Annotated in this window: 21 protein-coding genes; 4 read left to right on the top strand and 17 right to left on the bottom strand. The window is 73.3% G+C overall.

Annotation, left to right across the window (positions count from 1 at the left end; all coding sequences use genetic code 11):
* Positions 1 to 92: 92 nt before the first annotated feature.
* The 3 genes from ACLII4_RS03345 to tsaE form a co-directional block, all read right to left on the bottom strand.
* Entirely contained in the window at positions 93 to 1,376 is a 1,284-nt protein-coding gene (locus ACLII4_RS03345; RefSeq protein ID WP_412069482.1) for a bifunctional folylpolyglutamate synthase/dihydrofolate synthase, read from the bottom strand.
* Between the two features lie 67 nt (positions 1,377 to 1,443).
* A complete protein-coding gene (locus tag ACLII4_RS03340) occupies positions 1,444 to 2,754 on the bottom strand; it encodes a hypothetical protein (RefSeq protein ID WP_412069481.1) in 1,311 nt (436 codons plus the stop codon).
* 114 nt (positions 2,755 to 2,868) lie between these two features.
* Positions 2,869 to 3,303 (bottom strand): tRNA (adenosine(37)-N6)-threonylcarbamoyltransferase complex ATPase subunit type 1 TsaE, encoded by a 435-nt coding sequence (tsaE, locus tag ACLII4_RS03335; protein ID WP_412069480.1) that lies wholly within the window; start codon positions 3,301 to 3,303, stop codon positions 2,869 to 2,871.
* A gap of 69 nt (positions 3,304 to 3,372) precedes the next feature.
* On the opposite strand from tsaE, the gene ACLII4_RS03330 reads away from it, so the two are divergent.
* Both ACLII4_RS03330 and ACLII4_RS03325 read left to right on the top strand, forming a co-directional pair.
* Positions 3,373 to 4,083 (top strand): Nif3-like dinuclear metal center hexameric protein, encoded by a 711-nt coding sequence (locus ACLII4_RS03330; protein ID WP_412069479.1) that lies wholly within the window; start codon positions 3,373 to 3,375, stop codon positions 4,081 to 4,083.
* 73 nt (positions 4,084 to 4,156) lie between these two features.
* The gene (locus tag ACLII4_RS03325) at positions 4,157 to 5,539 is read left to right on the top strand and encodes an amidohydrolase family protein (RefSeq protein ID WP_412069478.1); all 1,383 of its coding nucleotides are present in this window, start codon (positions 4,157 to 4,159) and stop codon (positions 5,537 to 5,539) included.
* Here the strand turns inward: ACLII4_RS03325 and ACLII4_RS03320 are convergent, their stop codons facing one another.
* The 4 genes from ACLII4_RS03320 to ACLII4_RS03305 form a co-directional block, all read right to left on the bottom strand.
* Positions 5,540 to 5,905 (bottom strand): CHY zinc finger protein, encoded by a 366-nt coding sequence (locus ACLII4_RS03320; protein ID WP_412069477.1) that lies wholly within the window; start codon positions 5,903 to 5,905, stop codon positions 5,540 to 5,542.
* On the bottom strand, positions 5,902 to 6,489 hold the full coding sequence (locus ACLII4_RS03315; RefSeq protein WP_412069476.1) for a biotin transporter BioY: 588 nt from the start codon (positions 6,487 to 6,489) through the stop codon (positions 5,902 to 5,904). Before ACLII4_RS03315 ends, ACLII4_RS03320 begins: the two co-directional genes overlap by 4 nt.
* A 101-nt stretch (positions 6,490 to 6,590) precedes the next feature.
* On the bottom strand, positions 6,591 to 7,652 hold the full coding sequence (locus ACLII4_RS03310; RefSeq protein WP_412069475.1) for an alpha/beta hydrolase: 1,062 nt from the start codon (positions 7,650 to 7,652) through the stop codon (positions 6,591 to 6,593).
* 170 nt (positions 7,653 to 7,822) lie between these two features.
* On the bottom strand, positions 7,823 to 8,311 hold the full coding sequence (locus ACLII4_RS03305; RefSeq protein ID WP_412069474.1) for a VOC family protein: 489 nt from the start codon (positions 8,309 to 8,311) through the stop codon (positions 7,823 to 7,825).
* Positions 8,312 to 8,465: 154 nt separating this feature from the next.
* Between ACLII4_RS03305 and ACLII4_RS03300 the strand changes: the two genes are divergently transcribed.
* Complete coding sequence (locus ACLII4_RS03300; RefSeq protein ID WP_412069473.1) at positions 8,466 to 9,737, top strand: MFS transporter; 1,272 nt, start codon at positions 8,466 to 8,468, stop codon at positions 9,735 to 9,737.
* Here the strand turns inward: ACLII4_RS03300 and ACLII4_RS03295 are convergent, their stop codons facing one another.
* Both ACLII4_RS03295 and ACLII4_RS03290 read right to left on the bottom strand, forming a co-directional pair.
* Positions 9,738 to 10,841, bottom strand: coding sequence for a helix-turn-helix transcriptional regulator (locus ACLII4_RS03295; protein ID WP_412069472.1), 1,104 nt, complete (start codon positions 10,839 to 10,841; stop codon positions 9,738 to 9,740). It abuts the gene before it with no gap.
* Between the two features lie 2 nt (positions 10,842 to 10,843).
* Entirely contained in the window at positions 10,844 to 11,953 is a 1,110-nt protein-coding gene (locus ACLII4_RS03290; RefSeq protein WP_412069471.1) for a helix-turn-helix transcriptional regulator, read from the bottom strand.
* A gap of 103 nt (positions 11,954 to 12,056) precedes the next feature.
* On the opposite strand from ACLII4_RS03290, the gene ACLII4_RS03285 reads away from it, so the two are divergent.
* Positions 12,057 to 12,836, top strand: coding sequence for a DUF5602 domain-containing protein (locus ACLII4_RS03285; RefSeq protein WP_412069470.1), 780 nt, complete (start codon positions 12,057 to 12,059; stop codon positions 12,834 to 12,836).
* A gap of 50 nt (positions 12,837 to 12,886) precedes the next feature.
* Here the strand turns inward: ACLII4_RS03285 and dnaB are convergent, their stop codons facing one another.
* The 8 genes from dnaB to ACLII4_RS03245 all read right to left on the bottom strand — a co-directional run bounded on the left by dnaB (position 12,887) and on the right by ACLII4_RS03245 (position 21,049).
* Entirely contained in the window at positions 12,887 to 14,476 is a 1,590-nt protein-coding gene (gene dnaB, locus ACLII4_RS03280) for a replicative DNA helicase (RefSeq protein WP_412069469.1), read from the bottom strand.
* 63 nt (positions 14,477 to 14,539) lie between these two features.
* Positions 14,540 to 15,427, bottom strand: coding sequence for a uracil-DNA glycosylase (locus tag ACLII4_RS03275; protein WP_412069468.1), 888 nt, complete (start codon positions 15,425 to 15,427; stop codon positions 14,540 to 14,542).
* 302 nt (positions 15,428 to 15,729) lie between these two features.
* Positions 15,730 to 16,911, bottom strand: coding sequence for an alkaline phosphatase family protein (locus ACLII4_RS03270; protein ID WP_412069467.1), 1,182 nt, complete (start codon positions 16,909 to 16,911; stop codon positions 15,730 to 15,732).
* A gap of 125 nt (positions 16,912 to 17,036) precedes the next feature.
* A complete protein-coding gene (locus ACLII4_RS03265; RefSeq protein WP_412070587.1) occupies positions 17,037 to 17,672 on the bottom strand; it encodes an SGNH/GDSL hydrolase family protein in 636 nt (211 codons plus the stop codon).
* Positions 17,673 to 17,713: 41 nt separating this feature from the next.
* A complete protein-coding gene (gene coaBC, locus ACLII4_RS03260; RefSeq protein WP_412069466.1) occupies positions 17,714 to 18,958 on the bottom strand; it encodes a bifunctional phosphopantothenoylcysteine decarboxylase/phosphopantothenate--cysteine ligase CoaBC in 1,245 nt (414 codons plus the stop codon).
* 136 nt (positions 18,959 to 19,094) lie between these two features.
* Positions 19,095 to 19,412, bottom strand: a complete 318-nt coding sequence (locus tag ACLII4_RS03255) for a DNA-directed RNA polymerase subunit omega (RefSeq protein WP_412069465.1) — start codon at positions 19,410 to 19,412, stop codon at positions 19,095 to 19,097.
* A 102-nt stretch (positions 19,413 to 19,514) separates the two neighbouring features.
* Entirely contained in the window at positions 19,515 to 20,096 is a 582-nt protein-coding gene (gmk, locus tag ACLII4_RS03250) for a guanylate kinase (RefSeq protein WP_412069464.1), read from the bottom strand.
* A 77-nt stretch (positions 20,097 to 20,173) separates the two neighbouring features.
* Complete coding sequence (locus ACLII4_RS03245; protein ID WP_412069463.1) at positions 20,174 to 21,049, bottom strand: YicC/YloC family endoribonuclease; 876 nt, start codon at positions 21,047 to 21,049, stop codon at positions 20,174 to 20,176.
* Positions 21,050 to 21,095 lie beyond the last annotated feature (46 nt).

Here is a 21,095-nt window from a genome sequence, read left to right as displayed (position 1 = left end):
AGGGGATGGGCGAAAGACGAGCGGACCGGCAAGAGGGGCGACGCCGGTGGACGATCAGAGAGGGCGCCAAGAAATAGAGCGACGCGGAGGCTCTAACCCCCCTCCTGTGACGGAGTTCGCACGAGCGCCTCGGCGACCGTCACATGCGAGCCCGTGACGAGCATCCGGTCGTCGGGCCCGGCAGACGCGGCGAAGGCCGCGAGCGCCGCGCTGGCATCCACCACCACGACGGCAGGGACGCCGCGCGCACGGAGCACGCCCGAAAGAGCCTCGGCGGGCAGCGCGCGGTCGCCGTCGAGCCCGACCGCGAGGGCACGGGCCCCGGCACGGGCGAGCACGTCGGCCAGGGCACCCGCGTCCTTGTCGGCCATCACGCCGACGAGCGCCCACAGCCGCCCCCCCGGCGGCACCGCCAGCGCTGCTAGCGCGGCCCGCCAGCCGTCGGCGTTGTGCGCCACGTCGAGCACGATCCGGCCGTCGGCGAGCGCCTCGCCCCGCCCACGCAGGCCCGACCGCGCCACGACCTCCGCCAGCCCAGCGCGCACGGCGCTGGGGGTTAACTCAGCGCCGTGCGCGACCTCGACGGCCCGCACTGCGAGCGCCGCGTTCCACGCTTGGTGCCGCCCGGGCAGGCCGACCGCCACCTCGCCATAGTCCGCGACGGGCGTCGCCAGCCGCACGCGCAGTGGCGACGCCTCGGCCACCTCGACGGCGCACGTCCCGCGGACGGCCTCGACCGACGCCCCCAGACGCACGGCCTCGGCCTCGACCTCATGCGCCGCCAGCCCCACGACCGCGTGAAGGAGCGGGATGCCGCGCCGTGCGATCCCCGCCTTTTCGCGCCCAATCTCGACGACCGTCTCGCCCAGCAGGTCGGTGTGGTCGAGCCCGACGTGGGTGACGACGCTGACGGACGGCTCGACAAGGTTCGTCGCATCCAGCCGCCCGCCCAATCCGACTTCGACGACGGCGAGGTCGACGTTCCGCTCGGCGAAGTACAGCAGCGACAGCGCGACGGTCGCCTCGAAAAAGCTGGGCCCGATCTCGTCCAGCACAGGCGCCAGCCGCTCGACGGCAGTCTCAAGCCACTCGGCCGAGGCGGGCGCGCCGCCCACGCGCATCCGCTCGCGCACGGACAGCAGGTGCGGCGACGTGTGGAGCCCGACGACCAGCCCGGCCGCTTCGGCGACGGACGCCGCCAGCGAAGCCGTCGAGCCCTTCCCATTCGTCCCGGCGACGTGGATCGTCGGGAACGCGCGGTGCGGGTCGCCGAGGGCGGCCAGAAGGGCGGCCGTCCGCTCCAATCCGGGCCGGTACGCCGCCGTCTCGTGCGCGAACCGGGGGAGGGCGAACAGGCGTGACTCGGCGGACGGCACGGGGCGGGGGGCTGGTCTCTCCCTCCGACGCCCGGCCGGTCGAGCCGATCCCCGCGCCGTCGCGGGGTCACCCGCCTGAGGGCTCGACCTCGATCCGCTGGACGTCGGGCCAGGGCACGTACTCCGAGCCCGAATCGTCGTCGGCGAGCACGAGGAGGCCGGCGTTGCCGGGCCCGAGGTCGCCGCGCCGCTCCAGCGCCAGCACCTCGCCGCCGTCGAGCGTGACCTCCGCCGACGCGCCGTTGGAGAGAACGATGGACCGGACCCGCCCGAAGGGAATCGTGTAGTCGACTCCGCCAGCCGGCGCGTCCAGCGTCTCGGTCGTCTCGCTCTCGTCGAGGTCGTAGACCAGCCGCCCGGCCAGGCGGCGGCCGTCGCGCGTCGTCACGCGCCCTCGCAGCAGGCGCCCCGTCGGGAAGGCGTCGTAGCCCGGCCCACTGTCGCCCGAGCGGAGGTCGACGCGCTCCAACGTGCCCCACGACACCCTCACCCGGCCGTAGCGCGGGTCGTCGACCGTGACCCCGGCCGGGCGCGGACCGGACAGGGCGACCTCGCGGCCGTCACGGAGCGTGGCGAGGATACCGCCCGACCGGTGCGAGAGCGACCGGATGGCGTCGAACCGCAGGCTGACGTCGCCGTCCTCGGAGCGGCCGACGAGCCGGTCCGACCCGACCCACCCCGCCCGGTCCCATTGAAGGACACCGGTGAACGTTCCCTCCGGCGTGTGCACCGTCCCGTGGAGACGGCGCGGGACACCGGCGAGCGGGACGGTGGGAAGGAACTCGATGGAGCGGATGCGGCCCGGCCCCAGGTCCACGACGCCGCGCCGGTCCCATACGCGGACGCCGTCATCGAAGTCGCTCGACGACAGGCGGTCGAGGTCGACCACAGCGCCGCTCTTGAGGACGACGCGTACAGTAGGGTCGAAGTCGGCGCCGTCCCGGACCACGCCGCGCACCCCGTCGCCCAGCGACTCGATCCGGGCGATGTCGCCGAAGCGCGCCATGAACGGCCGGGCCAGGTCGACCTCGGGCGCGGCCCAGGGCACCGCGATTCCGAAGAGCTCCGGCGGGCGGACCCGGTCGGCGAGCGGCGTGTCAGCCGCCCACGGGTTCTCGTCCTTGATGCCGATGAAGGTGTCGCTCCAGAAGGCCTCTTCCCCCCCGCCCCAGCGCAGGCGGCCCTGGTAGTGCGACCCGTCGGTGGCGACGACGCGGCCGTAGAGGAAGCCCGGCGCGTCTTCGGGCTCGGCGTCCGGTGCGACGGCCTCGGCCACGGCTCGCACTGCCCCGTCGGTGTCGGGCCGGGCGACGGCGTACCCGAGGGCCAGGGCGACGACGAGCGCCGCGGCGCCCGAGAGGATCGTGGATCGAGTCATGCAGAGGACCGGGTGGACGAGGGCCGGCGACGGGGACATGCCAAGCTTTGCATTTCAAAGTATTTCGATCACTTTGCGATGTCAAGTCCATGGCGGTGTCCGGAACGTCCCTTTTCAGCCTTCCCTGACCCTCTCCACACGGCGCGTGTCGCCGCCGAGGTGGCTGAGCCGGAGCCAGACGGTGTGGGCGGGGAGCCAACCAGGCGCGCGGTCGGGCCACTCGACGAGCGCGACGGCGTCGCCGTCCAGGAGCTCGTCGAGGCCGAGCGTGGCGGCTTCGTCAGGCGTGTCCAAGCGGTAGAGGTCGAGGTGCAGGAGGGCGCCGTCGCCGTGCTCCTGGACGAGCGCGAACGTCGGCGAGGTGACGGATGCGCCGTCGAGGCCGAGGCCGTCGGCGATGCCCTGGGCGAGATGCGTCTTGCCCGCGCCCAAGTCGCCTTGAAGCGCGAGCACGTCGCCCGGTTCAAGGCGGGCCGCGAGGCGGCGGCCGAGCGCGCGCGTGGCCTCGGCGCTGGCGGTGTCGGCGGGCAGGAGGTCGGACAGGTCCACGACGCCCGAACGCCCGGCGCGGCGCCTCGGTTCAGCGGACCCGCCCCCGGCGCGCCGCGTCCATGAGCCATGCCCACGTCCCTGCCGACCGTCCACGAGATCGCTGCCGCACTTGCGCCCGCGCTCGACGCCGAGCGCTACGCCGCCGAGGGCGACCCGACCGGCGTATGGCTGGCCTCCGACGGCCCCGTGCGCCGTCTCGGGCTGGCGCTGGAGGCCGGGCGCCCGCCGTACGCCTGGGCCGAGGGCGTGGACGCCGTGCTCATGCACCGCCCGTTCGGCCTGTGGCCCGCGCGTCTGCCCGCCGGCCTCGGCGTGCTCGCCACGCACCGTGCGTTGGATGACCGGCTGACGACGGGCCTGAACCCCGCCCTCGCCGGCACCCTCGGGCTCGTCCCCGACGCCGAGCCGCTCCGCCGCGACGGCGCGGCCATCGGGTTGGTGTGCCGGACGGACGCGCCCCTGGCGGAGGTGGAGGCGCGGATCGAGGCGGCGTTCGGGGGCGTCGAGGCGCGAGCCGGAGCGCTGCCGGAGAGGGGCGCCGTCGCGCTCGCGAACGCGATGACGGCCGAGCTGATCGAGGAGGCCGCGGCGCGCGGTGTCGGGCTGTACCTCACGGGGCAGATCCGCACGCCGGGGCTGGCGGCCGTCGCGACGACGGGCCTGGGCGTGCTGGCGGTCGGGCAGGACCGGGCCGAGGCGTGGGGGCTCCGCCACCTCGGCGCGATCGTACGCCGGCGGTGGCCCGAGGTCGAGGTCGTCGAGATCGACCTCCCGTAGTCCCGCCCCCGTCGGTGTCGGGGTTGGCATATTGAAGGCACGGCCCCAGCGGTACGGGGCGCGGTCCACGCCCATGCCTCAGCGCCTCCTACTCGTCCTGTCGATGGCGGCCATTGCCGTGGGCGGGTGCGGACCGTCGCCCGCCGAGGGCGGGGCCTCCGACGCGCTCGTCCTCCGCGGCGCCACGCTGATTGACGGGACCGGAGCGCCGCCGCTCGCCGACGCCGTGGTGGTCGTGGACGACGGGCGGATCGTGGCGGCCGGCCCGGCCGGGCGGGTCGAGGTCCCCGCCGGCGCCAGGGTGGAGGATCTCTCTGGACGCTTTCTCCTGCCTGGCCTGATCGACGTGCACGCCCACGCCCTCGTGCCGACGTGCGACGGCCGCGGGTTCGACGCCGCCCTGTCCGAGCGGCTGGTGGCAGCGCTCCTCCGGTTCGGGGTGACCACCGCCCGAAGCCCCGCCACCCCGACCGACCTCGGCGTCGCCCTGCGCGACCGCATTGCAGCGGGGACGATTCCCGGGCCCCGGCTCGTGGTCGCCGGCGAGCTGATCGACGATCCCCAGATGTCGCCCGAGGCGGTACGGGAGGAGGTCCGCGCGCAGGCCGAGGCGCGCGTCGACGCCGTCAAGCTCTACCGCCGGCTCTCGCCCGAGGCGGTTCGGGCGGGCATCGCGGCGGCGCACGCGCACGGCCTCCCGGCCATCGGCCACCTCCAACGCACGTCGTGGACGGAGGGCCTCGCGGCAGGCATCGACCAGCTCACGCACGCCGCGCCGTGGACGGAGGAGATGCTCGCCCCGGCCGACCGCGCGGCCTACCGCCAGGCGCAGGCCCGGCGGGGCCCGATGCGCGCCCGGATCGACTGGCTGGAGGCGCTCGCCCCCGACGGCCCCGAGGTCGGCGCCGTCGTCGACGCCGTCGTCCGCCAGCGCGTCCCGCTCGACCCGACGCTCGTCGCCTTCGACACCAAGTTCTCGACCGACGGGACGCGCCCGGTCGCCCGCCGCTACCGCGACCACCCGGACCGCGACGCCGCCCACGGCCTGCCCGCGCTGTGGGACGCCTGCGGCACCCCCACCGACGACTGGACGCCGGCCGACTTCCGCCGCGCCCGCGCCGCGTGGCCGACGCTGCTCGCGCTCGTCCGCCGGTACCACCACGCGGGCGTCCGGCTCACCGCCGGGAGCGACACGCCGAACGCCTGGGTGATCCCCGGCGCGAGCCTCCACCGGGAGTTGGAACTGCTCGTGGACGCGGGCATCCCGCCGGGCGACGTGCTTCAGATCGCGACGCGCAACGGCGCCGACGCGCTCGGGCTGCTGGACGAGGTCGGCACCGTCGAGGTCGGCAAGTCCGCCGACCTGCTCGTCCTCACGGCCGACCCGCTCGCGGACATCTCGAACTCGCGCCGGATCGCCTGGGTGATGCGGGGCGGCGAGCGGGTCGACCGGTAGTCAGCCCGCCTCCGCGTAGTGGCGGGCGTGGGCCGCGCAGCCCGGATTAAACGCCGCGCCGCACGCCGGGCAGGTGTGGCCGGAGGCGAGGTACGTCGGCCACGTCATCGTCGTCCGGCACGCGCCGCAGAGCACGGACGGCTCGTCGAACCGATCACGCGGCCAGACCTCGGCCGGGTGATCGGCGGTCTCGTCGTGGCAGCGGTGGCAGGGGGCGAACGTGTCGCAGCAGCCGAACCGCAGCGCGATCACGTCCGTCGGCCCGTCGTAGTGCGCGCACCGCGTCTCAGCGTCGACATCGACGCCTCGGAGCGAAACGGCAAAGCGGGCGTCCGTCTCGGGCGCCCGCGTCGTGCGCCGGCTCACGCGCCGGTGATCTTGCGGAGCCCGGCGTAGCCGCCGGCGACGAGCCAGACCTTGGCGAGGTCCCACCCGATAAACAGCAGCGCGCCCTTGACGATGGACTCGGCCCACGTGGCGTGCGCCGCCGCGACGTGCAGCCAGGCGACGCCGACGGTGAACAGGAGCACGGCGCCGGCGGTCATCGCGAGCGCCGACGCCCAGAAGCCGCGCTTCTCGTCGGTCAAGCGGCCGACCAACAGCGCGACGAGCGGGTACGCCAGCAGGTAGCCCGCGGAGGCGGAGGTCGTCAGGTAGCCCAGGCCGTAGGCGTCGCCGGCGAAGACGGGCAGCACGAGCCCGGCGGCGAGGTACAGCGCCATCGCCAGCAGCCCGTTGCGGCCGCCGAGCACGAGCCCGGCGCCGTAGACGGCGACCGTCTGCAGCGTAATCGGGACCTCCCACAGCCAGATCCGGGCCTCGGCGCCGAGCGCGGCCAGCACGGCGAACCCGACGATGCCGGCCACCTGCACGCCCACGCGGGCGTCGGAGCGCTGGAGCAACTCGGCGAGAAAGGGACGGCGGGCGGTGAGCGTGGCGGTCCGGGGCATCGGTCAGGCGGGAGGGGAGCCGAAAGGTAGCCGCACCCAGACGCACCGCGCCCCCGGCGGAGGTCCACCGGGGGCGCGCGTCGATCGAGACGAAGTCGGGGTTAGCGAGTCCCGAACGCCTCCCTGAGGCGCCGGACGGCGACGCCCTGGGCGGCGACGGCCTGCTCGAGCACGGCGGCCATTCCGAAAAACTCGTGGGTGACGCCGGGGTACACCTCGCGCATCACGTCGACGCCGTCGCCCCGCATGACGTCGGCGAGCTCGCCGCCCTCGGACTGGAGCGGGTCGATCTCGGCGTTGAGGATGGTCGTCGGGGGGAAACCGGCGTAGTCGTCGTCGAGCAGGTCGACGTACTCGTAGGTCTGCGTCTGCCAGTCGGGCGTGGCGTAGTTGAAGAACCACTCCATGAACCCGCGGCTGAGCGGGGCGGCATTCGCGTACTGCCGGTAGCTCGGCGAGTCGATGTCGCCGTCGGCGATGGGGTACACCGACACGATCGCGTCGGGCATCCGGCCGCCGCGCGCGCGCGCCATCAGCGCCACGGCCACGGCGAGGTTGCCGCCGGCGCTCTCGCCGACCGTCGCGATCCGGGCGGGGTCGCCGCCGATCTGGGCGGCGTTCTTGGTGACCCAGTCGTAGGCCGCGTACGAGTCCTCGTGCGCCGCCGGGTAGATGTGCTCCGGGGCCTGCCGGTACGCCACCGACACGACGACGGCGTTCGTCTTCTGAGCCAGCGCCATCGCCGACGGCTCGTACGTCTCGAGGTCGGCGATCACCCAGCCGCCGCCGTGGTAGTACACGATGACGGGGAGCGGGCCCGTCGCGCCGACGGGCGTGTAGGTCCGGACCAGGACGCCGTCGGCCGTGCTCACGGGCAGCTTCATGTGCGCGATGTCGACCGCGGGGGGCGTCGGCGGGAGGCCGGTCCGCATCAGGAGCGAGGCGACGGCCTCGGCCGGGAGCTTGGCGTTGCGGACCTGGAACGGCGTGAGCGACGTGAACGCGGGCTGCTCGTAGGCGCCGAGCCGCTCGATGACGGCCAGCATCTGGGGGTCGATGGTCGGCGCCCACGCGGGCGGGCTCATCGACGGCTGGATGTCCATCGGGTTCGTCGTAGCGATGCGGGGGCCGACCGTCGCGTCGGGCGCCGGCCTAGCGGTCATCGACGGACTCGTCGACATGCAGCCCGAAAGAGCGAGGGCGAGAAGAGCGGGGAGGAAGGGTTTCATCAGAGAGGGAGAGAAGGCCCCTTCTAACCGCCGCCCGCCCAGCGATGTCCCCGGCCGTCGCACCATCCGGCGTTCTCGGACCCCCCTCCAAGGCGCCCCCTGACTCAGCCCTCGTCCGCCAGCAGCGCGTCGAGGTCGAGGGCACGTGTCGTCATCGCGAGCGATCCGTCGGGCTGGCGCGGCCACTCGGGCTCGGGGCGATCTCGGTACAACTCGACGCCGTTCCCGTCGGGGTCGCGGAGGTAGAGCGCCTCGCTCACGCCATGGTCGGCGGCGCCGTCCAGGCGGAGGCCCGCGGCGAGCACGCGGCGGAGGGCGTCCGCCAGCGCGGCGCGGTCGGGGTACAGGAAGGCGACGTGGTACAGCCCCGTCGTGCCCGGCGCGGGGGCGCTCCCGCCCCGGCTCTCCCACGTGTTGAGCCCGACGTGGTGGTGGTAGCCGCCCGCGCTCAGGAACGCGGCCTGGTCGCCAATCCGCTGCGTCACCTCGAACCCGAGCACGTCGCGGTAGAACGCGAGCGCGCGGTCGAGGTCGGCCACCTTGAGGTGGACGTGGCCGATGCGGACGCCGGGGTCTAAGGGAGAGTCGTCCATGGTCTCCAAACGCCCGGCCACGCGGGTGGCTCCTCGGCTGTCGGCGGGACGGTCTAGAACTGGACACCGGGTCAGGATCCGGCCTCGCGAGAGGCCGCGGGAGGCGGACCGAGCGGGGCGTTGGTAGCCTTTCGCCGTCACGCCCCACGACACGGTGACCGCGCTTACGGACTCCCGCCGGCTCTGCCTGTCCACGCTGACAGCGATCTACGCTGCTCAGGGCCTCCAAATCGGACTCGTCGCGATCACGCTGCCCGCGCTCCTGGCTGCTCGTGGCGTGGGGGCCGGCGGCGTGGGTGCGTTCGTCGGGGCGGTGGCGTTTCCGTGGGCGCTCAAGCCGTTGTTTGCCGTGGCTATGGACCGGTTCGGCTACCTTCCGATGGGGCGCCGCCGGCCCTGGGCGCTGGCGGGGACGGCGGTCGCGGTGAGCGGATACCTGGGCATGGTGCTCGGTCCGGACCCGAGCACCTCGCTCGTCGCCTTCACGCTCGCGGCGGCGGTAGGCAACGCGGGGCTCGGCCTGACGGACGTAGCCGCGGACGCCCTGGCCATCGACGTGGTGCCGGCGGCGGACGTACCCGAGGCGAACGCCTGGATGTGGGCAGGAAAGGTGGTCGGCATCGCGGCCACGAGCGCAGGGGGCGCGGCGCTGATCGCCGTCGCGGGGCTGGACGGGGCGCTCCTGGCCGCGGCCGCGGCGACGGCAGCGACCGGCGGGCTCGTGGTGGTCGCGCGCGAGCGGCCGGGCGAGCGGATGCTGCCCTGGACGGCCGGGTCGGCCTCGACGGCCGCGGCCGATCTCCACCTCGGGGCGTGGGCCCCACTCACCCAGGGGCTTCGCCGGGTGCTCGGGTGGTCCGCGAGTCGGCGGCTCGTCCTGGCGGGAGCCTGCGCCGGGGCGGCCTACGGTCTTTTCGACGCCCTCATGCCGGTGCTCACGGTGCAGGAGCTGGGATGGACCGGGAGTGGGTACGGGCAGGTGGTGGCGGTGGGAGCCGTCGTGGGGGGCGGGGCCGGCGTCGTGCTCGGGCCCCGCCTCATCCAGCGGGTGGGTCGCGGGCGGGCTGCTGCCGTGGTTCTGGGCGCCATGGCCGCGTTGTGTGCGGGGGCCGCCCTCGCGCGGGGGGCATGGGCGGTGCCAGGCGTGATGGGAGCGTTCCTATTCGGCGCCGTCGCGCTCCGGTCGCTCGTGCTGACGACGCTCGCGACCGCGGGGATGGCCGTGTGCTGGCGGCCCATCGGGGCGGCCCAGTTCGCGGTCTACCAGGCGGCATGGCCGCTCGGCGCGGCCCTGGGCGGCGCCGCGCTGGGTCCACTGGCCAAGGCGTGGCCGTCCCCGGCCGTGGTCGGCGCCATCGCCATGGCGGCGGTCGCCGGCGCCCTCGCGATCGTTTGGCTCCGAGTCCCGGACGCCGGGCGCGTGTAGCTAGGGGCCCGGGACGGGCTCGAGGATCGCAGCGGCGACTTGAGCCCGGGCCGCCACGTCCAGCTTGCCCATGACCTGCTCGGTGTGACGTCGGGCCGTGTGGGGGCTGATGCACAGGGCGTGGGCAACGGCGTCGTTGGCGAGCCCCCGTGCAAGGAGCATGGCCACCTCGCCCTCCCGGCGCGTCAGCGCGAACCGGTCCCGGAGAGCCCGTTCATCGGGCCACGGGTCCGAGGGCGGCATGACCGTGACGACCACAGCCGGAGCGGGACCGAACCCGCCTCCCCGAGGCAGGACCATCGCCCGAAGGGTATACGCCCCCCGCGCCGTGAGGACGCGCCGCTCGGGCCGCGCCCCGACCGTGCCCGCGCCGACCTCTCGGGCCAGCGCCCCGGCTTCGGCTTCGACTCGGAGGCGCTGGGAGTCGGCGGCGAGAACGTGCTCGAACGCCGCGTTGCGGTGGATCGTCCGGCCGTCGGCGCCATAGACGGCGACCGGCTCGGGCAACACGTCTAGCATCGCGCGATGACCGTCGAAGCGGGCCAGCGCCGCGGTGCCTGCCGCAAACGCCGGGACGAGCAGCGCCATCACGTCTGCGCCGTCGGCGCCGAACGGGTTCCGGGCGCCGTGGGTGTGGTACACCTCGACCTGCGCGTGCTCGCCGTCGGCCAGCCCTTTAGGGAGATACATGCCGTGGAGGTCGTGGGCCGCCATCGCCCTCACTGTTTCGTGGTAGAATGGCGACGCGTCGAGCGTCCCGCCGAGGAGCCGGTCGATGACGGGCCACGTCATTACGCCGAGGCCCCGGGCGCGGCGAGCGTCCATCACGACCTTCGTCCCGGGATCCGGCGGTGGCGTCCCGTCCCGCTCCGGCTCCACGACGAAGTGTGTGATGACCTCGGCCGCCCGGACGTCGTAGTCGCGAGTGACCACCGAGCGGTCCGGGAGCACGGCCACGGCCGTCTCGGCATGGAAGAGTTTGCAGAGCACCTCCGTCACGCGTTCGCCCCATGCCCGCACCGTCGGGGCGGCGAGCGGGGCGAGGAGCGCCGCCTGCGCTTCCCCGATCCGAGCGAGCGTGTCGGACGTGAGGTGAAGGGCCATCGCTAAGGCACCGCAGGGCTGGGGGCGAGAATTGCGGCGGCCACTCGCGACCGCGAGCTGACAGCGAGCTTGCCCATGACCCGCTCGGTGTGGCGCCGGGCCGTGTGGGGGCTGATGCACAGGGCGTGGGCGACGGTGTCGTTGGCGAGTCCCCGCGCGAGGAGACCGGCGACCTCGGCTTCCCGTCGCGTCAGCGCGAACCGCTGGCGGAGCACGTCGGCCGACGGCCACGGGTCGGCAGGGGGGCGGACGGCGACGAGCACCGCGGGCCGGGGGCTGAGCGCGGCGCCCTCGGGCAAGACCGTCGCGCGGAGCCCGTACGTCCCCCGCCCGGTCCGGACCGCCCGCTCCGGGCTCGTCGCCACGCCCGGCCCGGCGAGGTCGGCGGCCAGCCGGCGCGCCTCCGCCCGGACGTGCGCGGCGCGGGCGTCGTCGGCCAGGGCCGCCGTGAGCGCGGCCGACTCGTGGACGGCCCGGCCGTCCACGTCGCACACCACGAGCGGGGCGTCGAGCGCGTCGAGCGCGGCCCGGCGGGCGCCGAGGTCGAGCGCGGCGCCCACGCCGGCGTCGAGCGCCGGGACGAGGAGGTCCTGCACGTCCAGCGTCGCGTCCCCAAACCGCGAGGCCACCCCGAAGTAGAGGTGGACGGCGCCCTCGACCGCCTCCCCGTCACGCCTGAGATCCGCGATGAGGACGGCCGCCTCGCGGTGCGGGTGCGCGGCCCGGGTCTCGTGGTAGTACGCCGAGTGCTTGAGGGCGCCCGCGAGAAAGTGGTCGATGCGCGCGTACGACAGCGCGTGGACGTCGTGCGCGAGTCGAACGCGCGTGCACCGCTCCATCGTGGGGTCGAGGAGCTCCTCCCCCGCCGCCTGCGGTTCGACCACGAAGTGATCGAACACCTTGGCCAGGCCGCGGCTCAGCCCGCGCTCGACCACGGGGGTGTCCCGGTACGGCAAGGCCATCAGCCCCCCGTCGGCGCCGAACACGTCGACCAGCGTCTCGACCACCCGGGCCGCCCAGCCCTCCACGCTCGGCGCCGCGAGCGGGGCCAAGAGGACGTTCTGCGCCGCCCGGAGGCGGGCGAGGTCGTCGGAGGAGAGGGTGAGGGCCACGACAGGTGGAGGGGCGAACGGCCGAAAAATAGGTGACATCACCCATGTACCCGACGGGGACGCGGAGTTGGTTGCCCCACGCTCCCTTAAGACCCTCCCCACCATGCTCCGATCTCTCATCCTCCTCGCCCTGTTCGTCCAGGCCTGCGACGGGTCCTCTGAGGCCCCGGCCTTGGTCGTCGGCGACCGGGCCGCGTTCGGCGGAGCCGAGGCCCGCGCCTGGGTCCGCACCGCCGACGGAACCGATCAAGGCACGCCCGAGGCCGTCGGCGTCACGTTCGACGCCGGCGCGCTCGACCGGCTCCTCGCCGACCACACGCCCTCCGACGACCCCATGCACGGCATGTTCGAGCTGGCCCTCGACCTCCCCGACGTGCCGGACCTCCCGTTCAACCACGTCGCCCTCGACTGGAACCCGGCGGGCCACGAACCGCCCGGCCTCTTCGACCGCCCCCACGTCGACGTCCACTTCTACCTGCTCTCGCCGGACGAGCGCGACGCGATCTCGCCCGCGGACCCTGAGTGGGAGGCCAAGTTGGCAGCGGCCCCGGCGGACGGCGCGGTGCCTACCGGGTACGTCCCGACGCCGGGCGGCGTCCCACGCATGGGCGCCCACTGGATCGATACGGCCGACCCGACCTACGCGCCCGGCGGCTCGTTTTCGGAGGTCTTGATCTACGGCTTCTACGACGGGCGGATGGCGTTCGTCGAGCCCATGCTCACCCAGGCCTTCGTCGCCTCCCATGCGCCGGTCGACGAGCCCCTCGCCCTGCCCGAGGTCTACCCCTCGCCGGGGTACTACCCCACCCGGTACACGGCGACCTACGACGCCGAACGCGATGAGTACACGGTCGCGCTCGCTGGGTTCGTCCAGCGTGACTGACGCGCAAGTGGGACGGCCGGCCCAGACCGGGGCTCCAGCTCCGGTCCGGGCTAGAACGGCGCGTCGGTGGCCGGGGGTGGGAGCGGGGGCGGGCCGCCGTCGTAGCCGCCGAGCTGGGCGGGCGGGCCGTCGAGCGCCGGGTACTCGTCGTAGCCGCCTGACGAGTCGCTGGCGGTGTAGCTCGTGAGGTTCTCGAAGCGCGCGTACTGGGTGACGAAGGCCACCTTGACGTCGCCGATCGGCCCGTTTCGCTGCTTGCCGATGAGCAGCTCGCCGAGCCCCTCGGTCGAGTTGCCGCTCTCGTCGACCGTGATGCCGTAGCGCTCGGCGCGGTAGATGAACATGACCACGTCGGCGTCCTGCTCGATGGAGCCGGACTCACGGAGGTCGCTCAGCTGGGGCCGCTTGTCGCCGCCGCGCGTCTCGACCGCGCGCGACAGCTGCGCGAGCGCGATCACGGGCACGTCGAGCTCCTTGGCGAGGCCCTTGAGCGACCGCGAGATCTGGGCGATCTCCTGCTCGCGGTTGCCGGCCGTCTGCGACGTGCCGTGCATCAGCTGGAGGTAGTCGACGATGACCATCCCGATGTCGTGCTCGGCCTTGAGCCGCCGGCACTTGGCGCGGAGCTCGAGGATGCCGAGTCCGGCCGTGTCGTCGATGAAGATGTTGGCGGCCGACAGGCGCCCGGCGGCGCGCGCCAGCTTGGGCCAGTCGTCGTCGTGCAACCGCCCCGTTCGGGCGCGCTGGGCGTCGACGCGCGCTTCGGACGTGAGCAGGCGCTGCGCCAGCTGCTGCGCGCTCATCTCGAGCGAGAAGTAGGCCACGCCGACGGGCTTTTCGGGGTGCAACGCGGCGTTCCGCGTGAGCGCCAGGCTGAACGCGGTCTTCCCCATCGAGGGCCGGGCCGCCACGATCACCATGTCGGACTTCTGCCAGCCGCCGGTCATCGCGTCGAGCGCGGTGAAGCCCGAGGGCACGCCTGTGATGCCGCCCTCGCGCCCGTGGATGGACTCGAGGTGCTGCATCGTCGCGTGCACGACCGAGTTCATGTCGACGGCGCCCTTGCGGAGCTGGGACTCCGAGATCTGGAAGATCTCGCGCTCGGCGTTGTCGAGCAGGTCGAACGCGTCCGTCGTCGGGTCGAAGGCCTGCCCGACGACGCCGGTCATCGTCGTGATGATCTTCCGCAGCAGGCTCTTCTCGGCGATGATGCGGGCGTGGTACTCGACGTTCGCCGCGCTCGCCACGCGCGTGGTGAGTTCGGTCAGGTAGTAGCCGCCGATGCCGTCGTAGTCGCCGCGCCGCTTGAGCTCCTCGGTCAGCGTGATGAGGTCGACCGGGTTGCCGCGCTCGAAAAGCGCCTCGACAGCCTCGTAGATGCGCTGGTGCCGGGGCTCGTAGAACGCGTCGGCGGGCAAGATCTCGATTGCCTTCGGGATCGCCTCGCGCTCGATCAGGAGGGCACCCAGCACGGACTGCTCGACGTCGGTCGCCTGGGGCGGCATCCGGCCCGCCTGCTGCTGCATCGGCAGCACGTTGAGCGGGCGCCGCTTGCCGCCCGCCATCTTCTCGATGGGCACGCCGGGCGTGTCCTCGTCGATGCGGAAGGGGCGCTGTTGGAAGTCGTCGAGGTCGGCCATGGGGCGGGCGCGGAGACAGGGGCGGGGTACGGGGCCGAGGCGTTACACCTCAATCCTCATGCCCTACGCCTTCGTCAGCTGATCGTAGCGGGTGCGGAGGAGCTTGACGTCCTCCCAGGTCGGCCGCTTCCACTGTGGGTTGCGCAGGAGCGCGGCCGGGTGATAGGTGACGAGAAGGGGCAGCCCGTAGTAGTCGTGGAAGGTGCCGCGCAGCGACGCCAGCGACGATTTCTTCTGGAGCAGCCCGTTCCCGGCGCTCTTGCCGACCGCCAGCAGCACCTTGGGGCGCACGAGGGCGATCTGCTTGTACAAGACCGGGATGTGCGCGGCGACCTCCTCGGGCAACGGGTCGCGGTTGTTCGGCGGCCGGCTCTTCAGGATGTTGGCGATGTAGACCTCGGGGCGCTTGAACAAGACGGCCTCCAGGATCTTGTCGAGCAGTTGGCCGCTTCGCCCCACGAAGGGCTCGCCGATGCGGTCCTCGTCGGCGCCGGGCGCCTCGCCGATCACCATCAGGTCCGCGTTCGGGTCGCCGGTGCCGAGCACGGGGTTGATCCGGTCGCGGTCGATGGGCACGAGCTCGGTCGCCGCCAGCCACTCTTTCACCTCCTTCAGCGAGGTCATGTCGTGGAGCGGCGAGCCCTCGGGGATGAGGGCTTCGATGCGCTCGTACGGGGAGAGCGTCTCGTCGAGGCTGGGGTCGGGGAGTTTGCCGAAGAGGTCGGGCACGTCGTCGTCTGTGGGTTCGTCGGCGTTTACGGCGGGCGGTGCGGGAGGCTCCGTCGCGAGCACCGCTGGCGCGGTCTCGGGAGTGGTCTCAACAACCGGGTCTGCCTGGGCCATCGGCTCGGGCGGGCCCAGGAAGCGGACGGGCCCGGCGATGGCATGCTGCACCGCGAGCAGCGCACGGGCCTCGCGAAGCACGTCGGCGAGCAGAGCGTTGTCGGCCACGGGTCAGTCCAGGGGGACCGGTCAAGGTAGACGGTCGCCGGGGGCCGGGCAACGAAGGTGTGCACAAGGTGGACAACCCTGTGGATAAGCGCGCGCTGCCCGAGAGGCGCCGAGCAGTGGCCGCCGCGCGACGCCGTTGTCCGCCACCTCCCCGCCGGCCCTGCTGGAGGCAGGCCTCGAAGCCACGGGCGTACCCTCCCCACTAGTCACCGGGAGCGCCTGCGTCCCGGCCCACGCGAGACCGCCACTCGACGCTCGCGAGCGCCTTGGATGACCTGCCGCGAGCGCCAGCGCAGGGACGATCAGTGGGTACGGACGGTGTCGCGCGGCGCCTCGGACGGGGTCCCCGCCGGCGCGCCCGTCGGGTCGACGGTGACGGGCACGTCGGGGCGGACGCGGAGGGGGACGGCGGCGCCGATCGTGGAGCCGGGGACCGGCGGCAGGCCCAGGAACGCGAGCGCGAGGTTGGCCGCGTCGCCGTTGCGGATGGGCTGGAGCTCGGCGCTGTACGGGATGTGGCCCGTGCCCGGGTCGACGCGCAGGCCCTTGTTGAGCGCGTAGAGGTCTGCGCGCGGAACGCCCGGACTCCACACGTAAAAGGGGACCGTGTAGTGCTCGCGGCGGTCGCGGGCATGGCCCCGGCCGCTCCCGCCGTGGTCTGCCGTCACGATGATCGCCGTGTGGCCCGCCAGCCGGGGGTCATCATCGACGAGGGCCAGGATCCGGCCGATCAACATGTCCGAGTGCTCGACGGCGCGGAGGTACGGGCTGCCCCGCCGCATGCTCCACGCCATGATGTGGCCCCGTGAGTCGGGGTCGCGGATGTGGAGGAAGGTGTACGCGGCGGGGTCGTCCGCGAGGTCGGCCACCAGCCGATCGACGAGCGTGTCGGTGTCGGGCTGGTAGACGAACGTATCGATCTTCTCGCGGCCGTCGTCGACGCCCGTCGTGTCCGGTGCGCCATGCTCGGCGTCATAGCTCGTGCGGTAGAGCGAGAACTTGGACTTCGAGACGTAGGCCGCCGTTTGCAAGCCGTTGTCGTGGGCCACGTCGAACACGCTGGGGATGTAGGCCCCGCGGTTCGAGTGGATCGTCACGCCGGGCGCCGGGTCCACGTTGACCGTCCAGTGGTGGCCGTCGGGCCCGACCACGGGGTGGCCGGTCAGTTGGGTGGTGTGGTTGGGGAGCGTGATCCGATAGTCGCGGTCGGAGCGGGCGTTGTGGGTCCACGCGCCCCGGTCGCGCAGGCGCGTGAACGCCGGGACGGCGTCGAAGCCGAGCCGCTCGACGGCGTCCGGGCGCAGACCGTCGACGCTGATGTGGATCACGTAGCGGACCGAGTCGCGGTCGCCGAGCCCGCCGGGGCGGCTCCCCGGGGCCTCGCGACTGGCGTAGTCGAGGATCGGCGCGGTGCCCCGGAAGACGTAACACCCGCTGAGCGAGGTGATCAGGATGACAGAGAGGGGGAGAGAGAGGCGGCGCATGACGAGGCAAGAGGGGGCGCGTGAACGTCCGGACCGCCTCGGGGTGCCTGCCCTTCTCATTCCGACAGACCCCTCTCGCGGCCGAGCGGATCAGCGAGGGGCCATCGGATCTGAGCCCCGTCAGCTCAGTCCGCCAATGCAGCCGTGGCGGCGGGCAGAATGCGCTCGACCCAGCCCACGTAGGCGTTGGCATCCGGATGCAAGCCATCGCCGACCACCTGGTCGCCCTGCTCGCGCGAGAGCGGCGTGACGTCGACCCACGCGACGCCCTCGCCCTCCGCGATCGCACGCGCGGCGGCGTTGAAGGCGTCGACCTCGTGAGCGACCTGCGCCGCGTCGCGGTCGGCGGCGAACGGCGTCACGCCCCAGTCGGGGAACGACACGGCGACGACGCGGGCCGGGTCGCCCCCAGCAAACCCGATGGCGCGCGCCAGCATCGTCCGGTACTGCGTCCGGTACCCGCCGAGGTCGTGGCCCCGGTACTGGTCGTTGACGCCGATGAGCAGCGTCACGAGGTCGAACGGCGCGTGCGGACCGGCCGCGTCGATGCCCGCGTCGAGCTCGGCGACCGTCCACCCAGTAACCGCGACGATCTCGGGGTCAGCGACCGGCGATCCGCTTGCGCGGAGCGCGGCGGCCAGCTGCACCGGCCACCGGCCCTCTGCCGCGACGCCCTCGCCAATCGTGTACGAGTCGCCCAGCGCGAGAAACCGAGGAGCGTCGGACGGCGGAGCCGGACCGGACGGCGAGGGGCTGGGCATGCAACCGGCGGCGAGAAGGAGCGCGGCGAGCGCGAGACGGATCACGCGACGGCCCTGCTGGAACGGGATGCGAGCACGTCGAGGAGCGCGTGGGCGACCTCAGCCTTGCTCGCGAGCGGGATCTCAACGCGGGCGCCGTCGCGGCCAAGGAGGGTCAGCCGGTTCGTGGACGAGCCCATCCCGGCGCCCGGCTCGCCCTGCACGTTGAGCGCGATCCAGTCGAGCCGCTTGCGGTCGAGCTTGCCCCGGGCGTGCGCCTCGCCGTCGTGCGTTTCGAGCGCGAAGCCGACCAGCGTTTGGCCGTCGCGGCGGCGCTCGCCGAGCGCCGCCAGCACGTCGGGCGTGCGGCGCAAGCGGAGCGTGAGGTCGTCGTCGGCCTTTTTGAGCTTGCGGTCGGTGGGCGCAGCAGGCGCGTAGTCGCTGACGGCGGCGGCGGCGACGATGAGGTCGGCGTCGTCGACGGCGAGCGCGGCGGCCAGCATCTCGGCGGCCGTCGTCACGTCGACGCGGTGTACGCCGGGCGGGGTCGTCAGCGAGACGGGCCCGGCAACCAGCGTTACGCGCGCGCCCCGCTGGGCGGCGGCCTCGGCGATCGCGAAGCCCATCGTGCCGGTCGAGCCATTCGACAAGAACCGGACGGGGTCGACGGCCTCGCGCGTCGGCCCGGCGGTGATGAGAACGTGTTGGCCGCTGAGGGATGCGGGGCCCTCTTCGCCCCTGCCGTCCGCGGCTTTCGCCAGCCAGTCGTCGATAATGCGGACCAGATCGTCCGGCTCGGGCAGGCGTCCGTCGCCGACCAGGCCAGACGCCAGCTCGCCGTGCGCGGGGTCCACCACCTGAACGCCGTCGGCGCGGAGGGTCGCCACGTTGCGCCGCGTCGCCGGGTGGCCCCACATGTCGTGGTCCATCGCCGGGGCCACCAACACCGGGCACCGCGCGGACAGCACGACGGCGGTCAGCATCGAGTCGCAAAAGCCGCCCGCCAGCTTTGCCAGCGTCTGCGCCGTCGCGGGCGCGATGACGACGGCGTCGGCCCAGAGCCCGAGGTCGACGTGCTCGGTCCAGGCGTCGTGCGCCTCTCCGGCCTCGGGGAACAGCTCCGACAAGACGGGCCGGCCGGCCAGCGTCGCGATCGTCAGCGGCGGGATAAACCGGGCCGCCGCGGCCGTCATCACCGGCTTCACGACGGCGCCCGCCTTGACCAAGCGGCGCGTCAGGTCGGCGGCCTTGTAGGCCGCGATGCTCCCCGTGATGCCGAGGACGATCTTCTTGCCTTCGAGCGACACGGCGCGCGGGGTGGGGCCGGACAACCTAGCGCGACAATGCAGGCCGGTACGGGGGACGAGGTACCGGGTGCAGCGTCAGGCACCTTGCCGAACGGGTGCCGAGTACGCCGTACTCCGTACCCATCCGCAGGGTGGTCTAGATCCCGTCCTCCGAGACCTCGTCGGACGTCGGGTTGCGGAAGTAGAGCTCGCCGTCCTGGATCTCCTCGATCGCGGCGCGCGTCGGCTTCGGCTGGCGCTCGTACTCGAGCGAGATGCGGAGCTGGTCCTCGTTGGAGCGGAGCTCCTCGGCGGGGTCGAGCGACAAGTCCTCGAAGTAGCTCAGGCGGCCCTCCAGCTCCGTCTTCGTCTTCGAAGCGAGCTGCCGGGCGCGCATCGAGAGCACGGCGACGGTTTCGTAGAGGTTGCCGGTCTCCTCGGCCAGCTTGGCCGTGTCGAGGGTCTGGATCGCCATTGCGTTGGGGGGTCTGCGTGCGCGGGAACGGGACAGACTACCAACGCGCCGGACGGGGGATCGGGAAGAAGGCGGGAAAGCAGGGGGCTCGCGCTCCAGGCCTTATGCCTTCGTGCCTCTCGACTCAAGAAACGCGCGGACGGCGGCGACGGTCTCGGTCACCGCCGTGTCGAGGTCGTCATTGACGACGACGATGTCGAACTCGGGCGCGTGGTCCATCTCCATCTGCGCCCGCTCCAGCCGCATGGTCACTTGCGCCTCCGTCTCCGTGCCGCGCGAGTACAACCGGTCCTCCAGCGCCGCCAGCGAGGGCGGGGCCACGAACAGCGTCAGCGCGGCGTCGCCGTAGAGGCGCTTGACGTTGACAGCGCCCTTGACGTCGATGTCGAGGATGACCGCGGTCACGTCGGGACGAGCGGCCAGCGCTTCCAGTTCGGGCCGGAGCGTGCCGTAGTACCGCCCTGGATACACCTCCTCATGCTCCAGAAAGTCGCCCGCCGCCAGCCGCTCCGCGAACGTGCCTAGCGGGAGAAAGTGGTAGTGGACGTCGTCGATCTCCCCCTCGCGGGGAGGGCGTGTCGTCGCCGAGACCGAGAACACGAGGCCTGGCACTTCGGCCATCAGGCGCCGCGCGATGGTCGTCTTGCCCGCCCCGCTGGGCGCCGTGAGCACGATGAGATTCATTGGGGAAAGGCAAGAGGGAGGGGGCAAGGGCAAGTGGCAGGGAGGGCACCCATGCCCCTCGCCTCTTGCCCTTGCCCTCAGACTACGTTCTGGACCTGCTCGCGGATCTTCTCGACCTCCTCCTTCATCGAGACCGCGAGCCGGGTCAGCTCGGCGTCGTTCGCCTTCGAGCCGATGGTGTTGACCTCGCGGCCGATCTCCTGCGAGAGGAAGTTGAGCCGCCGGCCGACCGGCTCGTCGGCCTCGAGCGCCTGGCGGAACTGGCCGAGGTGGGAGTGCAGGCGGACCGTCTCCTCGGTCACGTCGAGCTTGTCGGCGAGCACGACGGCCTCGGCCTCCAGCCGCCCCGGCTCCAGCGTGCCCGCCGCCACGAACTCCGCCAGCCGCTCGCGCAGACGCTCCCGCGCCGCGTCGAGGCGGGCGGGGGCCCGGGCCTCGACCTCGGCCGTGGCCGCTCCGATGGCGTCGGCACGCGCGCGGAGGTCGTCGCCGAGCGCGGCGCCCTCGGCGGTGCGCATGGCGTCGAGCCGATCGAGCGCCTCGACGAGCGCCGCGTGCGTCGCCACCCACGCCGCCTCGGTGCCGCCCGCGTCGGGCGCGGCCACGAGCACGCCGTTGCCCGCCAGCACATCCGCGAGCGTGACCGCCTCGGCCGCCAGCCCCGCCGCCGTCGCCGCCTCACGGAGCATCGTGCCCCGCTGGCGCGCCGCCTCGACATCGACGCGGATGCCGCCCGCCGCGCCGGCGCTCGCGGCGACGTGGACGGTCGCCGTGCCCCGCCCGATGGCGGCCTTCACCGTGTTCTGGATCGCCGTCTCGTGCTCCGCCAGCGGCCCCAGCCCGCGCACCGTCGCCTCGGCGTAGCGGCCGTTGACGGTGCGGACTTCGACGGTGGCCTCGGCGGCGTCGGCGGTCGCCGTCCCCCGCCCGAACCCGGTCATGCTGCGGAGCATCGGCGTGGCTGTGTGTGATGTGGGTCGAAGCTAGCGGCAGTCTCGG

Origin of the sequence: Rubrivirga aquatilis (assembly GCF_046845665.1) — a bacterium.
GTDB lineage: Bacteria > Bacteroidota > Rhodothermia > Rhodothermales > Rubricoccaceae > Rubrivirga.
The sequence above is the reverse complement of the archived record's forward strand: the minus strand, read 5'-3'. Positions and strand labels throughout refer to the sequence as shown.

Coding starts and splice junctions, on each gene's coding strand:
- ACLII4_RS03340 (WP_412069481.1), bottom strand. CDS start 2,754: ATGACTCGATCCACGATCCTCTCGGGCGCCGCGGCGCTCGTCGTCGCC.
- ACLII4_RS03330 (WP_412069479.1), top strand. CDS start 3,373: ATGCCCACGTCCCTGCCGACCGTCCACGAGATCGCTGCCGCACTTGCG.
- ACLII4_RS03325 (WP_412069478.1), top strand. CDS start 4,157: ATGCCTCAGCGCCTCCTACTCGTCCTGTCGATGGCGGCCATTGCCGTG.
- ACLII4_RS03315 (WP_412069476.1), bottom strand. CDS start 6,489: ATGCCCCGGACCGCCACGCTCACCGCCCGCCGTCCCTTTCTCGCCGAG.
- ACLII4_RS03310 (WP_412069475.1), bottom strand. CDS start 7,652: ATGACCGCTAGGCCGGCGCCCGACGCGACGGTCGGCCCCCGCATCGCT.
- ACLII4_RS03305 (WP_412069474.1), bottom strand. CDS start 8,311: ATGGACGACTCTCCCTTAGACCCCGGCGTCCGCATCGGCCACGTCCAC.
- ACLII4_RS03295 (WP_412069472.1), bottom strand. CDS start 10,841: ATGGCCCTTCACCTCACGTCCGACACGCTCGCTCGGATCGGGGAAGCG.
- ACLII4_RS03285 (WP_412069470.1), top strand. CDS start 12,057: ATGCTCCGATCTCTCATCCTCCTCGCCCTGTTCGTCCAGGCCTGCGAC.
- dnaB (WP_412069469.1), bottom strand. CDS start 14,476: ATGGCCGACCTCGACGACTTCCAACAGCGCCCCTTCCGCATCGACGAG.
- ACLII4_RS03270 (WP_412069467.1), bottom strand. CDS start 16,911: ATGCGCCGCCTCTCTCTCCCCCTCTCTGTCATCCTGATCACCTCGCTC.
- ACLII4_RS03265 (WP_412070587.1), bottom strand. CDS start 17,672: ATGCCCAGCCCCTCGCCGTCCGGTCCGGCTCCGCCGTCCGACGCTCCT.
- ACLII4_RS03255 (WP_412069465.1), bottom strand. CDS start 19,412: ATGGCGATCCAGACCCTCGACACGGCCAAGCTGGCCGAGGAGACCGGC.
- gmk (WP_412069464.1), bottom strand. CDS start 20,096: ATGAATCTCATCGTGCTCACGGCGCCCAGCGGGGCGGGCAAGACGACC.
- ACLII4_RS03245 (WP_412069463.1), bottom strand. CDS start 21,049: ATGCTCCGCAGCATGACCGGGTTCGGGCGGGGGACGGCGACCGCCGAC.